Origin of the sequence: Mucilaginibacter pallidiroseus, assembly GCF_007846085.1 — a bacterium.
Lineage (GTDB): Bacteria > Bacteroidota > Bacteroidia > Sphingobacteriales > Sphingobacteriaceae > Mucilaginibacter > Mucilaginibacter pallidiroseus.
On sequence record NZ_VOEJ01000004.1, the window covers coordinates 179,180 to 200,592 of the forward strand.

Here is a 21,413-nt window from a genome sequence, read left to right on the forward strand (position 1 = left end):
AAAATACAACGCATGCTATATTACCTATTCAGCTATTTAAATAAAAACTATACCATACCGGGTTTGGGGGTGTTCCAGTACCTTACATTCCGCATGGCTATGGCTGTAATTGTATCGTTGCTGGTAACTACGGTATTTGGCCGCCGCATGATTGATTATTTGCGCTTTAAGCAGGTAGGCGAAACAGTGCGTAATCTTGGGCTGGAAGGGCAAATGCAAAAATCAGGTACGCCAACAATGGGTGGTATCATCATCCTGGCGGGCATATTGGTGCCAACGCTATTATTTGCAAGGCTCGATAATATCTACATCATTATGATGCTGGTAACTACCATATGGCTTGGTGGTATTGGCTTTTTAGATGATTACATTAAAGTATTTAAAAAGAACAAAGAAGGCCTTGCAGGAAGATTTAAGATAACTGGTCAGGTAGGTTTGGCACTTTTTATCGGCTGGACAATGTACTTCAACACCAGCATTACCATGCGCCAGGAAGTAAAACTGCCTGTTAAGTATGATGTGCCGGTAGATTTCCATATGCGTGGCGACAAGCCTGTTTATACGCAGGATATCCGTAGTACTAAAACTACCATGCCATTTTATAAAAACAATGAGTTTGATTACGGCAAGGTATTAAAGTTCATAGGCCCGGGTTATGAGCATTACTCGCTGCTGGTATTCATGTTTTTTGTGATCATCATCATCACGTTCATATCCAACGGTGCAAACCTTACAGATGGTATTGATGGCTTGGCAACAGGCACATCGGGTATTATCGGCTTAACGTTGGCAATACTTGCATATGTATCGGGTAACACGCTGATGGCCGATTATCTGAACATTATGTATATCCCTAACACAGGTGAGCTGGTGATTTTCGCGGGTGCATTTGTAGGGGCGTGTGTAGGCTTTTTGTGGTACAACTCCTACCCGGCGCAGGTTTTTATGGGCGATACGGGCAGTTTAGCAATTGGCGGTATCATAGCCGTGTTTGCTATTGTAATACGTAAAGAGCTATTGATACCTGTACTGTGCGGCATTTTTGTGGTCGAAAATATGTCGGTCATTCTGCAGGTGGGTTGGTTTAAGTTTACCAAGAAGAGGTTTGGCGAAGGACGCAGGGTTTTCCTGATGGCGCCGCTGCACCATCACTATCAAAAGAAGGGTTTCCACGAATCAAAGATCGTTACCCGGTTTTGGATCATTTGCATTTTCCTGGCCATCATAACGGTGATAACGTTGAAGCTAAGATAGGAGCTTAATTAAAGTCCCTAACCCCTGAAGGGGGAAGTGGAGAATAATAAAAGAATAAATACAATAAAAGATAATGAATACAGCTAAAACAACAGACACTCAAAAGTTCCCCCTTCAGGGGGCGGACGGGGCTGCGCGTTTAGTTGTGTTAGGCGGAGGTGAAAGTGGTGTGGGTGCTGCATACCTTGCTAGACAGCAAGGCTATGATGTTTTCTTATCGGACTTTGGGCAGTTAGCTGATAAGTACAAAAACCAATTGGTAGAGTGGAATATCAGGTTTGAAGAAGGTGGCCATACCGAAGCGGAGATTTTAAACGCAGCAGAGGTAGTGAAAAGCCCCGGTATTCCTGATAAGGCGCCAATTATTCAAAAGCTGATAGCGCAAGGCACAGCAGTAATATCCGAGATTGAATTTGCAGGCAGATACACCAATGCCAAAATGATATGCATCACAGGCTCAAATGGTAAAACAACAACCAGCAGCCTAACTTATCATATCCTGAAAAATGCAGGCTTAAACGTAGGCCTTGCCGGTAACATTGGTAAAAGCTTTGCCTACCAGGTAGCAACCGAAAAGTTTGAATATTACGTGCTTGAGATAAGCAGCTTTATGCTGGACAATATGTATCAGTTTAGGGCAGATATATCGGTATTGCTGAATATTACGGCTGATCATTTAGACAGGTATGACTATAAACTGGAAAACTACGCAGCATCAAAAATGCGCATAACGCAAAACCAAACTGCGACCGACCATTTTATTTTTTGCGCAGATGATGCGGAAACAATAAAGGCCATGCAAGGCCAAAACATAGCGGCACAACAGCTGCCGTGTTCAATTGAAAAGATGATTGACCAGGGTGCATACCTTGATCATGACAACCTAATTATAAACGTACATCAACAACATTTTCAAATGTCAATTAACGAACTGGCCCTGCAAGGCAAGCACAACATCTACAACTCTATGGCATCAGGTATTGTTGCCAAGGTGCTTGAACTGCGCAACGAAACGATGAGAGAGAGCATGGGTAACTTTCGCAATATTGAGCACAGGCTTGAATTTGTTGCTAAAATATCCGGCATCAGCTTCATCAACGACTCTAAAGCTACCAACGTAAACTCTACCTGGTATGCGCTCGAAAGCATGACATCTGATGTTGTGCTGATACTTGGTGGCGTTGATAAGGGAAATGATTACAGCATGCTGCGCTCTTTGGTAAAGCAAAAAGTGAAAGCGATTGTGTGCCTTGGTAAAGATAACAAGCGTATTCACGACGCTTTTGAAGATGATGTGGAGATTATTGTAAATACTGCATCAGCGTCAGAAGCTGCACAGGTGGCATATCACTTAGCCGAAAAGGGCGATACGGTGTTGTTGTCGCCGGCGTGTGCCAGCTTCGATCTGTTTAAAAATTACGAAGACAGGGGCCAGCAATTTAAAGATGCTGTAAAAGAATTATAACCAAGTTCCCAATCCCGTAAAGGGAGACAGGAAACAATTGAGTAAGAAAACAATAATACAATTGATAAAATATTTATAAAGTAGAAAATGGAAATGCAGGCAAATGAAAGTGCTACACAAAAGCTTCCTCTTCAGGGAGCCTTGGGCCGTCTGCTCGGCAATTTGAAAGGCGACCGTTGGATCTGGCTTATCGTTATATTGCTATCTGTTTTGTCGTTATTAGCCGTTTACAGCTCAACAGGTACGCTTGCCTACAAGCAAGGCAAAGCCAATGAAAGCTATTTGGTAAAGCACATGGCGATGATTTTGGGCGGTATTGCGCTGATGTATATTTCGCACAAGCTCGATTACCGTTATTATGCCGGTATCAGTAAAATATTAATGGTGGTTACTATCCCGCTGTTGCTTTATACGCTCATATTTGGTAACCACGTAAACGATGCCAGCCGCTGGATAGCTATACCGGGTACAGGTTTAACCTTCCAGACATCGGATTTGGCTAAGCTTGCTTTGATAACCTATCTGGCACGAACATTATCGCGCAAACAAGAAAACATAAAGGATGTTAAGCAGTCATTCATTCCAATTATGGGTTCGGTGTGCGTGGTGTTTATACTTATTGCGTTAGCAAACCTTTCAACAGCGCTGATGCTGTTTGGCGTAAGCATTTTGTTGTTAATTATCGGTCGTATCAGCATCAAACAAATTGCTGTGGTATGTGCCGCCGGTATGATCTTGCTTTCGGGTGTTATCTTCCTTGGTCCGCGCCGTAAAACATACGTATCGCGTATCCACACATTTATGCACCCCGAACTGGCCAACAAGGATAAATCTTTCCAGTCCGACCATTCAAAAATTGCCATAGCAACAGGTGGCGTATTTGGAAAAGGCCCCGGCAACAGCACGGAGCGTAATTATTTACCACACCCATATTCGGATTTTATTTACGCAACTATTATTGAAGAATATGGTTTAGTAGGTGGCTTTGCATTAGTGGGCGTCTACCTGTTTTTACTTTACCGATGTATTAAAATTGTAACCAAGGCACCAAAAGCTTTCGGCGCGCTGCTGGCGGCCGGCTTAAGCTTCAGCCTAACTATACAGGCGTTTGCAAATATGGCTGTAGCAGTTGGTTTGGGCCCGGTAACGGGTGTGCCTTTGCCATTGGTAAGTATGGGTGGTACATCAATATTATTTACAAGTGTGGCCTTCGGTATCATACTATCTGTAAGTCGCGATATAGATGAACCAAGGAAGGTAGTAGTTGGCGAAATAAGAACAGTATCACAATAACAGAAGCGAGAGTCAAGAAACAAGAGTCAAGACAGAAGTAATAAGTAATGGAATCGGTTAACAGAGGAAAAAGAATCATTATAAGCGGAGGCGGTACAGGCGGGCACATATTCCCGGCTATTGCTATTGCCAATGCTTTAAAAAAGCTTGATCCGGCTACCGAGATATTGTTTGTGGGTGCAAGCGGCCGTATGGAAATGGAAAAAGTGCCTGCGGCAGGTTATAAAATTATAGGGCTGGAAATACAAGGCATTCAACGCAATTCCATTTGGAAGAACATCATGTTTCCAATAAAGTTGCTTAAGAGCGTTCGCCGTGCACTGCAAATCATTAAGGAGTTTAAGCCCGATGCTGCTGTTGGTGTGGGTGGCTATGCTTCGGGCCCGTTGTTATATGCAGCATCTTTAAAGGGTATACCAACGCTTATACAGGAGCAAAATTCCTATGCGGGTGTAACCAATAAATGGTTGGGTAAAAAGGCCGATAAAATCTGCGTTGCTTTTGACGGGATGGAGAAATTTTTCCCGTTCGACAGGATCATCAAAACAGGTAATCCAATTAGGCGCGAGTCGGTAAATATTGCTGGTAAGCACATGCAGGCGCTTGAGCTGTTCAAGCTTTCAACCTTTAAGAAAACGATATTAATAACCGGTGGCAGCCTGGGTGCGCGCACATTAAACAACAGCATACTGGCAAGCCTTGATAAGATCATAGCTGCCGATGTGCAGGTAATATGGCAAACAGGAAAGTTTTATTACAAAAGCATAAAGGAACAACTGGGTGATAATTTACACCCTAACATTTGTGTAGTTGAATTTTTAAGCCGCATGGACCTTGCTTACGCTGCCGCAGATCTCATTATATCAAGGGCAGGGGCTGGCACCATTGCCGAGCTTTGCGTAATAAAGAAGCCGGTAATATTGGTGCCATCACCAAACGTGGCCGAAGATCACCAAACCAAAAATGCATTGGCTTTAATTGAAGAAGCCGCTGCCATATTTGTAGCGGACAGGGATGCAGAGGCTAAGCTGGTTGACAAAGCGCTTGAACTTTTAAATGATAACGATTTGCAAAAAAAATTAGGCAATAATATTGGTAAGCTGGCCCTGCCGGATGCTGATGAAGTTATTGCAAAAGAGGTTATCCAAATAACAATCAACAATTGAATAGGCTAATCCCTTGCCTGTTGGCGGGGATAGCCTTTTTTAAACGTTAGTTATTGGTAATGAAAGATAGAATAAAATAAAGAAAGTTGAATAAGGTAAGAGCAGTAGTAACTACTCACTGATAAACCCAATCAACCATTCACTAAATATGGAACTAAACAACATACAACGAGTTTACCTGGTGGGTGTAGGCGGCATAGGCATGAGCGGCCTGGCGCGCTATTTCCACCATTTGGGTTGCGTTGTATGCGGGTACGATAAAACGCAAACACCTTTAACAATGGATCTGCAAAATGAAGGGATTTGCATTATTTACGAAGATCGTGCGGGATTTATTCCCATGAGTTTTCAGGAGCCGGATGCAGGTACGCTGGTTATTTATACGCCTGCTGTTCCTAAAGATTCGCAGATCCTGAATTATTTCAAGAATAAAGGTTTTGAACTTAATAAGCGTTCGCAGGTTTTAGGGCTGATCAGCCGCGGGATGTTTACTATTGCTGTTGCAGGTACGCACGGCAAAACAACTACATCTGGCATGATTGCGCACATCCTGAAGGATTCGGGTAAAGATTGCTCGGCCTTTTTGGGTGGCATCAGCTCAAACTACAACACCAATGTGCTCTACGGTAAAAATAATATTGTGGTAGTTGAAGCCGATGAATACGACAGGTCGTTTTTAACACTGCATCCGGATGTTGCGATTATTACATCAATGGATGCTGATCATCTGGATATATATGGCGATCATTCAACACTCGAGGAGTCGTTTAAGCTTTTTGCGTCGCAAATAAAACCAGGTGGTGTACTTATTTTCCGTGAAGGACTGCCCTTGCAAGGATTTACCTACGCCATGAATGATGAGGCACAGGCAACAGCCAAAAATGTGCGCATTGAAGATGGCAGCTTTTATTTCGATTATAACGACGGTAAAATAAGCATCGCTAACATCAGGATGGGTATTGCCGGTTTACATAATATCGAAAATGCCACCGCGGCAATTACAGCTTCTTTGCATGTCGAGGTATCTGCCGAGGCCATCCGCGAGGCGCTTGGCTCATTCAAGGGTATCAAGCGCAGGTTCGAATACATCGTTCGCGATAGCGAGCACGTTTATATTGATGATTATGCGCATCACCCCGAAGAATTACGGGCTGCAATTACATCGGTAAAAACGTTGTTTCCTGATAAAAAGTTGACTGTTGTTTTTCAGCCGCATTTGTTTACCCGCACGCGCGATTTTGCCGACGGTTTTGCGGAAGTGTTAGATATGGCAGATGAACTGCTGATGCTTGATATTTATCCGGCTCGCGAGTTGCCTTTACCGGGGGTAACGAGTGATACCATCTTAAGTAAAATGAAGCTGGCAGGCAAACGCCTGTTAAGCAAAGAGCAGGTTGTTGAAACGGTAAAACAAGAGAAGCCCGAACTGTTGCTAACAGTAGGTGCCGGAGATATTGACCAATTGGTTACACCATTAAAAATGGCTTTGGAGCATGTTTAAGAAACGTATCTGGAAACCTGTTTTAGTTGGGCTGGGCTGGACATTGAGCCTTGCCGGTGTAATTGTGCTGATGAGTTTTATCGAGATCAAGAAATCTGAAACTGTCTGCAAGGCTATAAAAGTGTTTATACCGGGTAACCAGTATTTTATAGACAGGCAGGAAGTGGATAAGATTTTAGAGATGACGAGCCACACGTTGGTAGGCCGCCGTATCGAAAATATAGATATACACGATCTTGAAAAGAGGCTTAAGGCCAACCCTTTTATAGAGTTTGCCAAGGTATATGTAGATATGGATGGTGTAATTGAAGTTGAAGTAAGCCAGCGCCATCCAATACTACGGGTAATAAACCGCTACGATCAGGATTATTACATTGACGAGCATGGTTTAAAAATGCCGCTTTCGCAAAACTTTACGGCAAGGGTATTGGTTGCTACAGGGTTTATTGATGAGTTGTTTGCCAACAAGGTAGATACACTGCATACCACGCTGGCAAGAGATATATTCCGCACGGCCGATTTCATCCGCAAGGATTCACTTTGGGATGCGCAGATCGAGCAGATATTTATAAACCAGGATAAGGAAATTGAACTGATACCACGCGTAGGCAACCAGCGCATATTGTTGGGTAATGCCGACTCGCTGGGTTTGAAATTTAATAACCTGAAGGCTTTTTATAAAGAGGCTATTCCAACGGTTGGCTGGGATGCTTACAAGGTAATTAACATCAAGTACGCTAATCAGGTGGTGGGTGTAAAAAACATGACCTATATGGACTCATTAGCTGCAGTTGCCAAAGCCAAAGCACGGTCGGCCGATTCGGCGACGCTGGCAAAAGCGCTTAACCAGCCAAAGCAAGATTCGGCAGTAACAGATATTATATCTGCAGAAGTAAAAAGGGTGGTGAAGCAGCAGGCTCAACCGCAAAAAAAGGAAGCCGATAAGCCGGCAAAAGTTAATGCATCTGTTGGTAAGGCCGACAATGACAAAACAAAAGCATCAGTTAAGAAAAACCGATAACGAGAAGACATCTATTAAATAGTAATTATATGGACAAGGGTTCAGCACAGGAAAAAAGTTCGCCAATTGTAGTAGGTCTTGATATAGGCACTACCAAGATCTGCGCTATTGTGGGCCGCAGAAGCAAGAACGGAAAGATAGAGGTTTTGGGTATAGGCAAGGCCGAGTCGGCCGGTGTTACGCGTGGTATGGTTTCAAATATCGATAAAACCGTACAAGGTATTACCCAGGCTGTAGATGTAGCGGGTACACAATCAAATGTAGAGATTAGGATAGTTAACGTTGGCATAGCTGGCCAGCATATAAAAAGCTTGCAGCACCGCGGGCTTATAACCCGCAAGGATTTGAGCAGCGAAATTAGCCGCCGCGATATCGATAAGCTGGTTGAAGATATGTACAACCTGGTAATGCCTCCGGGCGAGGAAATTATCCATGTGCTGCCGCAGGAATTTACTGTTGATAATGAGCCGGGCGTAAAAGACCCGATTGGTATGGCCGGCGTGCGTTTGGAAGCCAACTTCCACATCATATCGGGCCAGGTTACAGCAATAAAAAATATTGTTAAATGCGTTACCAAAGCCAACCTGGAAAGCCAGGAACTTATACTGGAGCCATTAGCATCATCTGAGTCGGTATTAAGCGATGAAGAAAAAGAAGCCGGTGTAGTATTGGTTGATATAGGTGGCGGTACTACAGATGTGGCAATTTTCCACGAGGGTATTATTCGCCACACCGCCGTGATACCGTTTGGCGGTAACAGTGTTACTGAGGATATTCGCGAGGGATGCTCTGTTATGCGTAACATAGCCGAGCAGTTAAAGGTAAGATTCGGATCGGCCCTTGCCGAAGAAAATAAAGAGAACGAAATTGTTTGTGTACCGGGTTTACGCGGTCGCGAACCAAAGGAGATCTCTGTTAAAAACCTGGCGTTTGTTATCCAGGCCCGTATGGAAGAAATTGTAGAGCATGTGTACTACGAGATCAAATCATCAGGCTACGAGAAAAAACTGATTGCCGGCATAGTGGTAACAGGTGGCGGTGCGCAGTTAAAACACCTGCCGCAGCTTATTGAGTATGTAACCGGCCTTGATTGCCGCGTAGGTTACCCTAACGAGCACCTTGCTAAAAACGAAGTGCTGCCAAAAGGTACTTACGAGGAATTGCAAAGCCCTACGTTTGCAACAGGCATAGGCCTGCTTATAAAGGGTATTCAAAAAATGGAGTACAACAGCGTTGTTGAGGCCCCTGCACAAGCAACAAGGGTATCGGTAAAAACAGAAAAGGCAAAATATACAGATGATAGAAAGTTTGGTCTTTTAGGCAAGATTTTAGAGTCGGGCAAAAAATTTATCAAGGACGACATTAAGGATGAGGACTTTCTGAAATAAGATTATCCACAACGAAAAACTTTTCCACATTATCGACAATTGTGGAAAAACCCTGTGGAAAAAGCCTTATCATTACATTAACAAAATCTATCTGAACAACAGAACACATTTAGCTGAAAACAAGGATTATGCAGTTTGAGATGTTAAAGGAAAAATCGTCAATCATCAAAGTAATTGGTGTTGGCGGTGGCGGCGGTAACGCGGTAAATCACATGTACAGGCAGGGAATTACCGGTGTTGACTTTATAATTTGCAACACTGATGCCCAGGCTTTGGAGCTTAGCCCTATACCCAACAAGGTACAATTAGGTGCAAGCTTAACCGAAGGTATGGGTGCAGGCTCTATCCCGGAAGTAGGCAAAAATTCGGCCATTGAAAATATTGAAGACATCAAGCTGATGCTTGGCTCAAATACCAAAATGTTATTCATAACAGCTGGTATGGGTGGTGGTACCGGTACCGGTGCAAGCCCAATTATTGCCAAAGCAGCACGTGAGCTGGATATACTTACAGTTGGTATTATTACTACGCCTTTCTCTTTTGAAGGTAAACGTCGTAAAATGCAGGCTGATGCGGGTATGGAAGAGTTGAAAAAATATGTCGACTCATACCTGGTAATTTCAAACGACAGGTTGCGCCAGATATTTGGCAACTTAACCCTGGGTTCGGCATTTGCACAGGCCGATGATATTTTAACTACGGCTGCCAAAGGTATTGCCGAGATCATCACATTGCCTGGTTATATCAACGTGGACTTTAAGGATGTGCGCACTGTAATGAAAGACAGTGGCGTATCAATAATGGGTAGCAGCTCTGCCGAAGGTGAAAACCGTGCTTTAAAAGCTGTTGAAGGCGCATTGTCATCTCCATTATTGAAAGATAATGAGATTGAAGGCGCACGATACATCTTGCTGAACATTAGCTCGGGCGAGAAAGAAGTAACTATGGACGAGGTAAGTATAATTACCGACTACATACAGGAAGAAGCCGGCCTTGCTGCCGACCTGATATGGGGTAATTGCCATGACGAGAACCTTGGCGACAAGATATCGGTTACCATTATTGCTACTGGTTTCCAAACCAAGGACGAACGCGAAAAAGAAATCAGCAACAAGAAAGTTGTATCGATGCTTGTGCCGGAGAACGAGCCGCTTGTTAAACCGGTTAATGAGTTTATAACCCCGATTAAAACTGATGCCGAAGCTGATGCAATGCCTTACATGAAATTGAAGGACGAGCCAAAGCAAACAGGCCTTTTTGATTTGTTTGCCCGTGCCGAAGAGCAGGACGCCAAAGATAACGTAATAAAATACAGCCTTACCGAAGAGCCGCCTATGCAACAGGAAGAGCCTGAAGCAAGCGACTTTACTTTTAAGGTAACGGAAACGGTGATGAACTTTGAGCCTGCAAGAGTAGAAGTGCAGCCACAGCCCGAGCCTGAACCGGAGCCGGTATCTAACGCTGATGAAGGTAAAACCGATGAATCTATAGAAGAGCAGTTGCGTAAATCGCGTGAGCGTATTATGCGGTTGAAAGACCTGAGCATGAAATTGCGTAACGGCAATATCCAGGAGATGGAGAATGTACCGGCTTATAAACGTAAAGAAATTGCTCTGCAGCAAACACCTGCATCTGACGAAAGCCAGATATCACGATTCTCATTATTGCCGGACAGCGATGGCAAAACCGAGATTCGTAACAACAATTCGTTTTTACATGATAATGTCGACTAATTTGACATTTGATTAAAATACAAGCCTTTGCAATAATGCAGGGGCTTTTTTGTTTTATAGTTTTGTAATCTGCACAGGTTATATTTGTGCAGTTATTAATTGAAGAGAGAGGATTTACATTGGATCTGTTTGAAAAGATAAATAAAAATATGGGAGGCCCTATTGGGCAGCATCAAAAATGGTCGCACGGATATTTTTCATTCCCTAAGCTGGAAGGCGAAATTGCGCCTCATATGTACTTTAACGGCAAAGAGCACCTGGTTTGGAGCCTTAACAATTACCTGGGCCTGGCAAATCATCCCGAAGTGCGCGAAGCCGACGCACAGGCCGCTACAGATTTTGGAATGGCCTATCCAATGGGCGCCAGGATGATGTCTGGTAATACCAAGCATCATGAGGAACTTGAAAACGGCCTTGCCGAATTTGTGGGTAAACAGGCTGCATTTCTATTAAACTATGGTTACCAGGGCATGGTATCTATCATTGATGCCTTGGTTGATCGTAATGATATTATTGTTTATGATGCCGAGTCTCATGCCTGTATTGTTGACGGTGTGCGCCTGCACATGGGTAAGCGCTTTGTTTTTCAGCATAACGATATCAGCAGTTTTGAGAAGCAGTTGCAGCGTGCCGAAAAGCTGGCTGCACAAACAGGTGGTGGCATATTGGTGATCACCGAAGGTGTATTCGGGATGTCTGGTGCACAGGGCAAGCTAACCGAAATCATCGCATTGAAAGACGAATATAATTTCAGGCTTTTAATTGATGATGCGCATGGTTTCGGCACCATGGGCCCAACCGGTGCCGGTACGCACGAAGCACAAAATTGTGTTGATGGCATAGATATTTACTTTGGTACGTTTGCCAAGTCAATGGCTGGTATAGGTGCTTTTGTAGCGGCCGACGCCGAGATTATCAATTACTTGCGCTACAACATGCGATCGCAAACGTTTGCAAAAGCATTGCCTATGCCGATGGTGCTGGGCCTTAAAAAGCGTTTCGAGCTGTTAAAAGCCAATCCGGATTTGCGCAAGCAGTTGTGGGTGATCGCCAAGGCATTACAAAATGGTTTGGTTGAATACGGGTTTGATATTGGCGTAACAGATACAATGGTAACGCCGGTGTTTCTAAAGGGCGATTTATTTGAAGCAACAAGCCTTACCAAGGACCTGCGTGAGCATTACGGTATTTTCTGTTCTATTGTAGTTTATCCGGTTATCCCTAAAGGCTTAATAGAACTAAGGTTAATACCAACTGCCGTACATACTTTAGATGACGTACAGCGCACGCTGGACGCCTTTAGTGAAGTGTCTGAAAAATTGAAGGCCGGAGCCTATAAGGAGGATAGTGTAGCCGTTGTTTGATGAATATTTTCTAATATTTTTTAACAAGTGCAGGTAAAATGCTGCCGATGTCATTCCTTATGGCAAAGCCGCAGTTTAGTTGTTGGTTAACTGAAATTAAATATAATTGCTATAAATAAATTAATAATGCAATAATATTGGCTTTATGCAGCGAAGTTGATATTCTGGACAAAAAAATATCTATTATCATATAGACTTAATAGTCAAAATATGTGGAAAAAAAGCGCTTTTAAGGCGCTTTTTTTATGTTACAAATATTTTTATTTCTCAAAAAAGCATTTAGATTAGCTTTAATTATAACAATAAACCTCAAAAATTAAAGGAGTATTTCACAATGAAAAAATTTACTGAAGTAAAGGAGCTTATTGCTTCGCTTGAAGCTGATGCCGACAAATTTTACAACAAAGGCAACAGTGCAGCCGGTACGCGTGTGCGTAAAGGAATGCAGGACCTTAAAAACCTTGCCCAGGCAATCCGCTTAGAAGTTCAGGACACTAAAAACAAAGGCGAATAACTATCGAAAACTTTTACTTTAAAAAAAATCCGGTGGTTTTGCCACCGGATTTTTTTTTTGCTTGTATCTTATCATTGTCATGCTGAGCATAGTGAAGCATCTATCTGCCAACTATTAGGTCTGCAATCAGATTCTTCGTTCCTCAGAATGACAAGAAGGGTATTCTAACCAATTATTTCTAATTGTTTCTTAATAGCAGATGCTCCGGCTTCGCTGATATTAACCAATGGTAATCGCACGGTGTCACCGCATATATTCAGATGCTTTAAAGCTTCTTTTACACCCGCTGGGCTGCCTTCGGCAAACATCAAACGGGTAAATTCAATCAGCTTGTAGTGCATTGGCTGGGCGGCTTTAAAGTCGTTGTCCAGGCATTGCCTTACCATGTTGGATAATTGCTTTGGCAAAGCGTTGCCTATGACAGATATTACGCCAACGCCGCCCATTGCTATCATTTGCAGCGTGATTGGGTCATCGCCGGATATAACCAGGAAATCTTGGGGCTTATCACGGAAAATCTGGTTCAACAAGTCAAAATTGCCTGACGCTTCTTTAATACCGATAATATTATTGAAATCTTTAGCCAGGCGCACAGTAGTTTCTGCAGAAATGCTGCTGCCTGTACGGCTTGGTACGTTATATAAAATAATTGGCAGCGGGCTCACTTCGGCCAGGGCCTTATAGTGCTGGTAAATACCTTCTTGTGTTGGTTTATTATAATGCGGGCTTGCCGATAGTATTGCATCGTATCCGGCAATATCGAAAGCCTTGATCTCGGCGGCTGTTTCGTACGTGTTATTACCGCCAATGCCTGCCACAAGATGTACACGTTTATTCACGGTTTCTGCAGTAAATTCCCACACCTTCTTCTTCTCGTCCTTGCTCAGTGTGGCGCTTTCGCCGGTTGTGCCTAACGATACGATGTACTCCACACCGCCATCAACCAGGTGATCTATCAGTTTTTTTAATGCGCTGTAGTTAACCTGTCCATCTGCCTGAAAAGGAGTTACAATAGCTACCCCTGTTCCGTGAAATTTGTTCATGTCCTGTAAATAAATATAAAAGGACGCTAAGATAATTAAATGTGCGGATATGGGAGGGGTAGGTCTTAAATTGCGAAGATGGCAATGCTATAAAAATTATATCATTGCAAGACTTTGTGATTTGTGTGATGCTGAACGCAGTGAAGCATCTACTCGCCGATGGAAAAGTTTGCCAGTAGATTCTTCGTTCCTCAGAATGACACGATGATTTATTGTGCATTGCATAGACGTAACCTCCTAAAATGCGGCATAGTGTAACGCACGTTTAGTACAGGCATTGCTAAAGCAGAAACTTTCAAAGGCCTTACCAAGCCGCGACTTTTCTTTGGTTCCTTTCTTTTGAGAGAAAAGAAAGGAACATCCACGGGTTCAACAAAAGCTACTGCCTTTCCTAACGAAGCACCAATCACGCAGGAGATTGCTTCGTACCTCGCAATGACGCGGAAATTATCATTCTGTTAATTCGCTAATTCTATAAATTCAGGTTCAGACAATCCCATACAACTCTCCACCTTGCATACCCATGGCATCAACCAATTTCTCTACCTCCGGATCTTTTTCAAGTACGGGTGCATGATGTGGTTTAATGCGTGAATCAATGATGAGTGGGCCGTGGCAACCCCAGTGCTTATTTTCGGTAAAACTGTTGATGCCCTGTATATCGTGCGATGGGTTGCTCCGTGTAAAGGTAACCCATACCAGGTTATTGATGTTTTGAGCCGTAAAATCAGCATCGTTGCATAACACCATAAGGGGCAACCCGGTCAAGTCGGCCTCGGCAAAATGCTCTTGCAGTATCTCGAAGATCATCGGCATATCGCTTTGGCGAATGTTCTTGGGTATTTCAACAGCAAGCACGCCCGGCATAGCCATTTTATAATTTACTATCGGCAGGGGCATTGTAAAGCCGGCAGGCAGTTCGGTCAAGAGTGTGCGCTTAATATCCCCCGCAACAGTAATAGCTACCTTGCTACCGCTGTTAAGGCCCTCGCCGCTATAGTCGAGCGTGTCTATCGTAGTACGCGTATGAAAATGCAGATCGCGGGTAAGATCTACACGTTCAAGGATATGTTTCAAAAATGCCTCAATATCATTTACATCCAGCGCGGGGTTGTCTTCTTTAGCAGCAATAAAAAGGTATTTGGCAAGGCTAAGCTGGCCTTTACCTAATATATGGTTGGCAATAGTTATGATTTCCTGCGGATAACGCTCTTTAACATATGGTGTATAGCGCTCGCTGCCTATGGCAAACAAAAGCGGGTGTACCCCGGCGGCATCTACCGCATTAACGGCATGCAGGCCAGGTATCTCTTTGGGTATTGCACTGCCTGTAATATCGTGTATAAGGGCGCCAAAGCTGGTATCTTCCTGCGGCGGGCGACCAACAACGGTAAAACTCCAAACCGCATCTTTACGGTGATAAACATTGTGCACCTTCATCAGCGGGAACAGGTGCGTTAGGCTGTAATAGCCCAGGTGGTCGCCAAAAGGGCCCTCTGGTTTATTGGCCATAGGGTCAACCGTGCCGGTTATCACAAAGTCGGCATCGGCAGAAATACAAAAGCCCTCGTCATCATAAAAATAACGGAAACGACGGTTACCTAATGCCCCTGCAAAAGTCATTTCAGATAGTCCCTCGGGCAGTGGCATTACAGCTGCAACAGGATGTGCAGGCGGGCCGCCTACAAATATGCTCACTTTTAGGGGCTGGCCTTTTGCATTGGCCTTGGTTTGGTGCACGCCAATACCGCGGTGTAATTGATAATGCAGGCCAATCTCTTTATCCTGCACGTAGTCGTTTCCGCCTAATTGTATGCGATACATTCCCAGGTTGGCATTCATAATGCCGGGCTTGTCTACATCTTCGGTGTATACCTGCGGCATGGTTACAAATGGGCCGCCATCTTTAATCCAGTTTACAATTTGCGGCAGCTCATGTATGCTTGTTTTCAGAAAGTTTTTTGGGCTTACCTTCATGGGCAGTGCAGATAGCGCAGTCATGGCCGAGCCCACGTACTTAAATGGGTTTTTGATGGCCTGTATAGGGTCATTCTTTACGTCAACCAATGTCTTGATCTGCTCCAGGGTATCGCGGAATATAAACCTCGACCGCTCGAGTGTGCCAAACAGGTTTGATACCGCCGGGAACTCGCTGCCCTTCACATTCTCAAATAAAATTGCCGGCCCCTCGTTTTCAAATACACGCAGGTGAATGGCCGCCATTTGCAGGTAGGGGTCAACCTCCTGTTTTATGCGGATAAGATGATTATGCTTTTCAAGATCGGCTATGCAGGCCTGTAAACTTTTGTAACCCATTTGTGCCCAAAGATAGGGTTTAGTCAAGTATTTAGTTTGCCCGAATGTTACGCGTATACCATATTTTAAATTATCCTACCTTTACGGCTGTAACCATTATTTACCGGGTATGTCTGTTCTGCTGTTTACGCTAATTATCCTTGTTGGGGCCTACTTTGCAGGGCTGCTTGGTTCACTTACCGGGCTTGGTGGTGGCGTTGTTATTATACCCTTGCTTACGTTATTGTTAGGGGTTGATATTCACTACGCCATAGGTGCATCGCTGGTTTCGGTAATTGCCACCTCGTCCGGCTCTGCGGCGGCTTACGTAAAGGAAGGTATCACCAACATAAGGCTTGGTATGTTCCTGGAAATTGCCACCACCATTGGGGCATTAACCGGGGCGTTGTTAGCGGTTTATATCCCTACGCAATACATCGCAATTATTTTTGGCTTGATATTGATCTTTTCGGCGGCGATGTCGTTGCGTAAAAAGGCTTTGCAAATAGTAACAGAGCCGGGTTACCTTGCTACCAAACTGAAATTAAGCGGCAGCTATCCCCAAGCAAATGGTGTTGTTAACTATAGCGTTACCAGGGTTGGCGGCGGCTTTTTCATGATGATGTTTGCAGGTGTTATATCAGGCTTGCTGGGCATTGGCTCGGGTGCACTAAAAGTTGTTGCTATGGACGGCATTATGCGCATCCCATTCAAAGTATCAACCACCACCAGTAACTTTATGATAGGGGTAACTGCTGCCGCCAGTGCTGTTGTTTACCTGCAACGCGGCTATATCGACCCGGGTTTGTCTATGCCGGTGGTGATAGGCGTTTTGTTGGGTGCCATGACAGGTTCAAAAATTTTGGTTAATACCGGCTCGTCCCGCTGGTTGCGTTGGGTGTTTGCCGTAGTAGTTACCTTTTTAGCGGGGCAAATGATTTATAACGGCGTTACGGGGAAGATTTAAAGTCAAAAGTCAAAATTAAAAAGTAGCAACTACTAATAACTGTTAACTAATTTTTACTCACTAAAAGCGATGAAACGCCTATTGTCCAATCTTACTTTCCAGGTTATACTGGCCATTATATTGGGTGTGCTGGTAGGCTTATATTTTAAAGGATTTGCACCTACTGCGCAACTTATCAGCCAAACTTTCATCAGCCTGATAACAATGCTGATTGCACCTATAATATTTTTTACGATAGTGCTGGGTATTGCCGGCATGAGCGACATGAAAAAGGTTGGCCGCGTAGGTGGTAAAGCACTCTTATATTTTGAGTTAGTAACAACCCTGGCCCTGGTGATAGGTGTTACGGTAGCGAACATCATAAAGCCTGGTGCAAACTTTATTAACAACCATGTTAAGGTTGATGCAGGCAAGCTTGCGGGCTACGAAAAGGCTGCTGCCGAAATGAAATGGGGCGATTTTATTGCGCACATAGTACCGCATAATATCTTCGAGTCGTTTGCCAAGGGTGATATTTTGCAGATCCTGTTCTTTGCCATATTGTTTGGCTTTGGCCTGAGCAGGACGGGGCAGGCAGGGCAATCGCTTATTGCTACTTTTGATAAGCTATCGAAAGTGTTTTTCAATATCATGAAGATTGTGATGCGGGTAGCCCCGCTCGGCGCTTTTGGCGGGATGGCCTACACCATCAGCACTTACGGACTTGCTACCCTTAAACCACTGGCACTGCTCATGGGCTCGGTGTACCTAACCATGAGCCTGTTCATTTTTGTAGTATTAAACCTAATTGCGTATTTCTTCAAATTAAGCTTGTGGAAATACCTTAAACATATAAAAGAGGAAATACTGATCGTATTAGGCACATCATCGTCGGAGTCGGCACTGCCGGGGATGATGGAGAAATTGGAAAAGTTTGGCTGCTCAAAATCGGTTGTTGGCTTGGTTATTCCTACTGGATATTCCTTTAACCTGGACGGCACTACCATTTATCTGTCTATGTCAACCATATTTTTGGCGCAGGTATTTAAGGTCGATCTTTCTATCGAGCAACAGTTAACCATTATCGGCATCCTCATGATTACATCCAAAGGTGCAGCAGGTGTTACCGGTAGCGGCTTTATTGTGTTAACCTCTACACTCGCGGCCATAAAAGTTATTCCTGTTGAGGGGGTAGCCATATTATTAGGCGTAGACAGGTTTATGAGCGAAGCACGCGCTATTACAAATGTTATAGGCAATGGTGTTGCTACAATTGTGGTAGCGAAAAGCGAGGGGGAATTTAGCCCCCCGGCCTCCTGAAGGGGAGTAGAAGTTGACGATGAATCACTTACTCTAATGATTGTCCAGGCTTCAGCATTACAGGCAAGTCATCTAAACGGGTTGCACTTACTTTAGATTTTTCGAGGTTGGTTTTGATGTACCGCACCAGGTCGTAATCGTTTAGCTTGTCGAGCACGGCAGGAGTGGGCCTGTATGCACTCATAAAGTTATCGAGCGAATCGCCTTTTAAATGGCTTATGCTTGCCACCAGGGCTTTGTTGAAACGTGCGCTCACATGGCTCTCACGTTCATCGCGCAGTAGGGTTTGCTGCAACTTGTAATTAGGATCGCGCTTTTTTGTAAGTGCCTTATAAAGCTGGGTTACATTGATAGACATCACTGCAAAGGGCACGTATTGTGATGGTGCCAAAAATATCTCATTAAAACGCGGCCCCCTGAAGTTGAATTGTTTGGCATACTCCTTACGTAAATTTACCGAATCACGGTAGTGGTTTCTCTGAGCTGTTATGGTTACTTCGCCAAGTTGCCTGTATGCAGGTTCCATGGTAATAAGCCTTTGCTGGCTGCCCCAATTGGTAACAGGTAGGTTAAGGGGTTTGTAGCCCATCAGGTTTATCTTTACTGTATCATTAGACAAAGCCTTCAGGCTAAAACCGCCGTCTTCATTTGTGAAAGCGCTTGCCGAGTTGGTTGCCACGAGCACATAAGGAATAGCTTCTCTTGTGTTTGCGTCGATCAATCGCCCGCTAATTTGCTGTGCAAACGTATTTTGAGAGAGAAAAAACAGGAAGGATATAAATAAAAACTGTTTCATCGGCAGCATAAAACTAAAGGCTTTACGGTTGACGATGAAACAGTTTAACAAACTTTAACAGAACGTGTTTTTAGGAGCCGGTAATAACGTTCATTTACAAATGATAGTCAACTTTTTTGTATAGTCCGGATTAAGCGGCTCATTGGTTTGGGCCAGCCTTTGCGAACCTACGTTGGCCGGGCAGGCAATGCCTTTCGTAGCATCATAAACCAAGTCGGTGCCTTTATCTATTAACTCTTTGGGCACATAAACCTGCACCCGTGTAACAGAATATCCACTCGGGAAATATCTAACATAGTACCCTTGCGGATGCAGTGACCATATGCCCGATGGTACTTCGGGATCTGGTTGGGGGGCTATGCCAGCTATAATGGCGTATTTCTCCATTTCCTCGTAAGATGAGCTGCCTGATGATGCCAGCCTGCGGATATTGTTCTCGGCTTCGAAAACTGCTTGTACTGCCGATGGAAGCTGATCTTTAGCCTTGATCATGACGCTTTGCGGTAGTACACCTAACGCCCCGCCCTCAAGCATTAATAACTCTTGCGCAGACAGCAGCGTGGTTGCCGTCAACTTAAGGTCGGTGCCCATATCTGCAAATTTTGTACGGGCAATTATTGCCCAAAGCAAAATTTGTATATCGTGTTGCTTAACTTCCGGATGCTTTTCGGCATGCTTCAATATCAATATAACTACCTCACTTTTTGGGCCCAGTACCGGTGCAAGCATGTAACCGTCGCCACTGCTTGGTCCACGTGTTCCGGCATGCAGGCAGTAACTTTTATTTATCATTTCGTAAAAGCCGGCGCATAGTTTGAAGCCGCCGTCAGGCGCTTTGGGCAATAAGTATAAAGGCTGCGGTGTTTGCCCTTCGGTAAAGCTGGGAGGTTTTGATCCTTTTTTGTCCACATCCTTAAAACTGGTAGTGATAGCTTGTGGTTGTTTCAGGATTTTATTTAGCCCCCCGCCCGATACCATTTCTGTCCCCTTATCCAGCAGCTTCTTTCCAAAACTGCCAAACTGCGCTTTTGCTGATACAGATGTAGCAAGGGCAAAAGCAATGCTTAAAATAAAAATTTTGTGATGTTTCATATAATCGATAGGTGTAAGTGCCCGGCTAATTTAATTAAAAGTTGTTAACACACAGTTAAGGTAGAAAGTTCCGCGAAAATTTCGCGAAAGCCCGGAAAGCACCTTAAACCAATTTGTGACTATAAAGCCACCGCTGATGTTTAAGAAGCTAATCCCGAATTTGCTGGCGCTGTAATTGACCCGGCTTTGAATAATTAATACAGCTTATACCTTAATTGTAATTTTTGAAAAAAAAACTTGCCGAACAGGGATAGGGAGATTTTTTTTTTAGCTTTGCCATACTAAATCAAAAGCCGATGAGCGTTCTCGTAAACAAAGATTCTAAAGTTATTGTACAAGGTTTCACAGGCAAAGAGGGTAGCTACCATGCCGAGCAAATGATTGCGTATGGCACCCAGCTTGTTGGAGGTGTTACACCTGGTAAAGGTGGACAAACCCATTTAGACAGACCGGTTTTTAACACAGTTAAAGATGCTGTGGTTGAAACAGGTGCTGATGTATCTATCATATTTGTACCCCCTGCGTTTGGTGCTGATGCCATTATGGAAGCAGCAGAAGCAGGCATTAAGGTTATTGTTTGTATTACAGAAGGTATCCCTACAAAGGATATGATTGCTGTTAAAGAATATCTTGCCGACAAGGATGCCCGTTTAATTGGCCCTAACTGCCCCGGCGTTATCACTGCCGATGAAGCTAAAATTGGTATTATGCCTGGTTTTATCTTCAAAAAAGGTAATGTTGGTGTAGTTTCAAAATCTGGTACGCTTACTTATGAAGCGGTTGACCAGGTTGTTAAAGCTGGTTTAGGTATCACTACCGCTATTGGTATCGGTGGCGACCCTATTATTGGTACACCAACCAAAGAAGCGGTTGAAATGCTGATGAACGATCCTGAAACACATGGTATCATCATGATTGGTGAAATTGGTGGTGGCATGGAAGCAGAAGCAGCCCGTTGGATCAAAGAAAATGGCACCAAACCGGTTGTAGGCTTTATTGCCGGCCAAACAGCGCCTCCGGGCCGCCGCATGGGTCACGCAGGTGCTATTGTTGGTGGTGCCGATGATACAGCTGCTGCTAAAATGAAGATCATGCGCGAGTGCGGTATTCGTGTTGTTGAATCGCCTGCTGAAATTGGCGCTGCAATGGCAGAAGAGTTAGCGAAGAAATAAGTTGAATCATTTAGAATATAATATTTAAAATCCTGGCCTCGGCCGGGATT

Annotated in this window: 17 protein-coding genes; 13 read left to right on the forward strand and 4 right to left on the reverse strand. The window is 44.0% G+C overall.

All coding sequences use genetic code 11. The features are described 5' to 3' along the window. Window positions 1-12 precede the first annotated feature (12 nt). The 10 genes from mraY to FPZ43_RS10145 all read left to right on the forward strand — a co-directional run bounded on the left by mraY (window position 13) and on the right by FPZ43_RS10145 (window position 12,699). On the forward strand, window positions 13-1,254 hold the full coding sequence (gene mraY / locus FPZ43_RS10100) for a phospho-N-acetylmuramoyl-pentapeptide-transferase (RefSeq protein WP_146381792.1): 1,242 nt from the start codon (window positions 13-15) through the stop codon (window positions 1,252-1,254). A 73-nt stretch (window positions 1,255-1,327) separates the two neighbouring features. Then, window positions 1,328-2,719: a UDP-N-acetylmuramoyl-L-alanine--D-glutamate ligase gene (murD, locus tag FPZ43_RS10105; protein WP_146381793.1), complete on the forward strand. Its 1,392-nt coding sequence runs from the start codon at window positions 1,328-1,330 to the stop codon at window positions 2,717-2,719. Between the two features lie 93 nt (window positions 2,720-2,812). Next, the gene (locus tag FPZ43_RS10110; protein WP_146381975.1) at window positions 2,813-4,012 is read left to right on the forward strand and encodes an FtsW/RodA/SpoVE family cell cycle protein; all 1,200 of its coding nucleotides are present in this window, start codon (window positions 2,813-2,815) and stop codon (window positions 4,010-4,012) included. 47 nt (window positions 4,013-4,059) lie between these two features. Further along, window positions 4,060-5,178 carry an undecaprenyldiphospho-muramoylpentapeptide beta-N-acetylglucosaminyltransferase gene (gene murG / locus FPZ43_RS10115; RefSeq protein WP_146381794.1) on the forward strand — a complete coding sequence of 373 codons (1,119 nt, stop codon included), beginning with the start codon at window positions 4,060-4,062 and terminating at the stop codon, window positions 5,176-5,178. Window positions 5,179-5,326: 148 nt separating this feature from the next. Then, entirely contained in the window at window positions 5,327-6,679 is a 1,353-nt protein-coding gene (gene murC / locus FPZ43_RS10120; protein WP_146381795.1) for a UDP-N-acetylmuramate--L-alanine ligase, read from the forward strand. After that, window positions 6,672-7,700: a cell division protein FtsQ/DivIB gene (locus FPZ43_RS10125; RefSeq protein WP_186461808.1), complete on the forward strand. Its 1,029-nt coding sequence runs from the start codon at window positions 6,672-6,674 to the stop codon at window positions 7,698-7,700. Before murC ends, FPZ43_RS10125 begins: the two co-directional genes overlap by 8 nt. A gap of 29 nt (window positions 7,701-7,729) precedes the next feature. After that, window positions 7,730-9,088, forward strand: a complete 1,359-nt coding sequence (gene ftsA / locus FPZ43_RS10130; protein WP_146381796.1) for a cell division protein FtsA — start codon at window positions 7,730-7,732, stop codon at window positions 9,086-9,088. A 128-nt stretch (window positions 9,089-9,216) separates the two neighbouring features. Continuing rightward, complete coding sequence (gene ftsZ, locus FPZ43_RS10135; RefSeq protein ID WP_146381797.1) at window positions 9,217-10,821, forward strand: cell division protein FtsZ; 1,605 nt, start codon at window positions 9,217-9,219, stop codon at window positions 10,819-10,821. Between the two features lie 119 nt (window positions 10,822-10,940). Continuing rightward, window positions 10,941-12,185 carry an aminotransferase class I/II-fold pyridoxal phosphate-dependent enzyme gene (locus FPZ43_RS10140; protein ID WP_146381976.1) on the forward strand — a complete coding sequence of 415 codons (1,245 nt, stop codon included), beginning with the start codon at window positions 10,941-10,943 and terminating at the stop codon, window positions 12,183-12,185. A gap of 334 nt (window positions 12,186-12,519) precedes the next feature. Further along, window positions 12,520-12,699, forward strand: a complete 180-nt coding sequence (locus FPZ43_RS10145; protein ID WP_146381798.1) for a histone H1 — start codon at window positions 12,520-12,522, stop codon at window positions 12,697-12,699. A 164-nt stretch (window positions 12,700-12,863) separates the two neighbouring features. Here FPZ43_RS10145 and dapA read toward each other — a convergent pair whose 3' ends face one another. Next, window positions 12,864-13,742, reverse strand: a complete 879-nt coding sequence (gene dapA / locus FPZ43_RS10150) for a 4-hydroxy-tetrahydrodipicolinate synthase (protein WP_146381799.1) — start codon at window positions 13,740-13,742, stop codon at window positions 12,864-12,866. A 486-nt stretch (window positions 13,743-14,228) separates the two neighbouring features. Next, the gene (locus FPZ43_RS10155; protein WP_146381800.1) at window positions 14,229-16,058 is read right to left on the reverse strand and encodes a UbiD family decarboxylase; all 1,830 of its coding nucleotides are present in this window, start codon (window positions 16,056-16,058) and stop codon (window positions 14,229-14,231) included. A gap of 109 nt (window positions 16,059-16,167) precedes the next feature. Between FPZ43_RS10155 and FPZ43_RS10160 the strand changes: the two genes are divergently transcribed. Together FPZ43_RS10160 and dctA are read left to right on the forward strand one after the other, a co-directional pair. After that, the gene (locus FPZ43_RS10160; protein WP_146381801.1) at window positions 16,168-17,004 is read left to right on the forward strand and encodes a sulfite exporter TauE/SafE family protein; all 837 of its coding nucleotides are present in this window, start codon (window positions 16,168-16,170) and stop codon (window positions 17,002-17,004) included. 69 nt (window positions 17,005-17,073) lie between these two features. Next, on the forward strand, window positions 17,074-18,303 hold the full coding sequence (gene dctA / locus FPZ43_RS10165; protein ID WP_146381802.1) for a C4-dicarboxylate transporter DctA: 1,230 nt from the start codon (window positions 17,074-17,076) through the stop codon (window positions 18,301-18,303). A gap of 28 nt (window positions 18,304-18,331) precedes the next feature. Here dctA and FPZ43_RS10170 read toward each other — a convergent pair whose 3' ends face one another. Together FPZ43_RS10170 and FPZ43_RS10175 are read right to left on the reverse strand one after the other, a co-directional pair. Further along, on the reverse strand, window positions 18,332-19,099 hold the full coding sequence (locus FPZ43_RS10170) for a carboxypeptidase-like regulatory domain-containing protein (protein ID WP_186461809.1): 768 nt from the start codon (window positions 19,097-19,099) through the stop codon (window positions 18,332-18,334). 90 nt (window positions 19,100-19,189) lie between these two features. After that, a complete protein-coding gene (locus tag FPZ43_RS10175; RefSeq protein ID WP_146381804.1) occupies window positions 19,190-20,191 on the reverse strand; it encodes a hypothetical protein in 1,002 nt (333 codons plus the stop codon). 296 nt (window positions 20,192-20,487) lie between these two features. Between FPZ43_RS10175 and sucD the strand changes: the two genes are divergently transcribed. Then, a complete protein-coding gene (gene sucD, locus FPZ43_RS10180) occupies window positions 20,488-21,363 on the forward strand; it encodes a succinate--CoA ligase subunit alpha (RefSeq protein WP_146381805.1) in 876 nt (291 codons plus the stop codon). The last annotated feature ends 50 nt before the right edge of the window (window positions 21,364-21,413 follow it).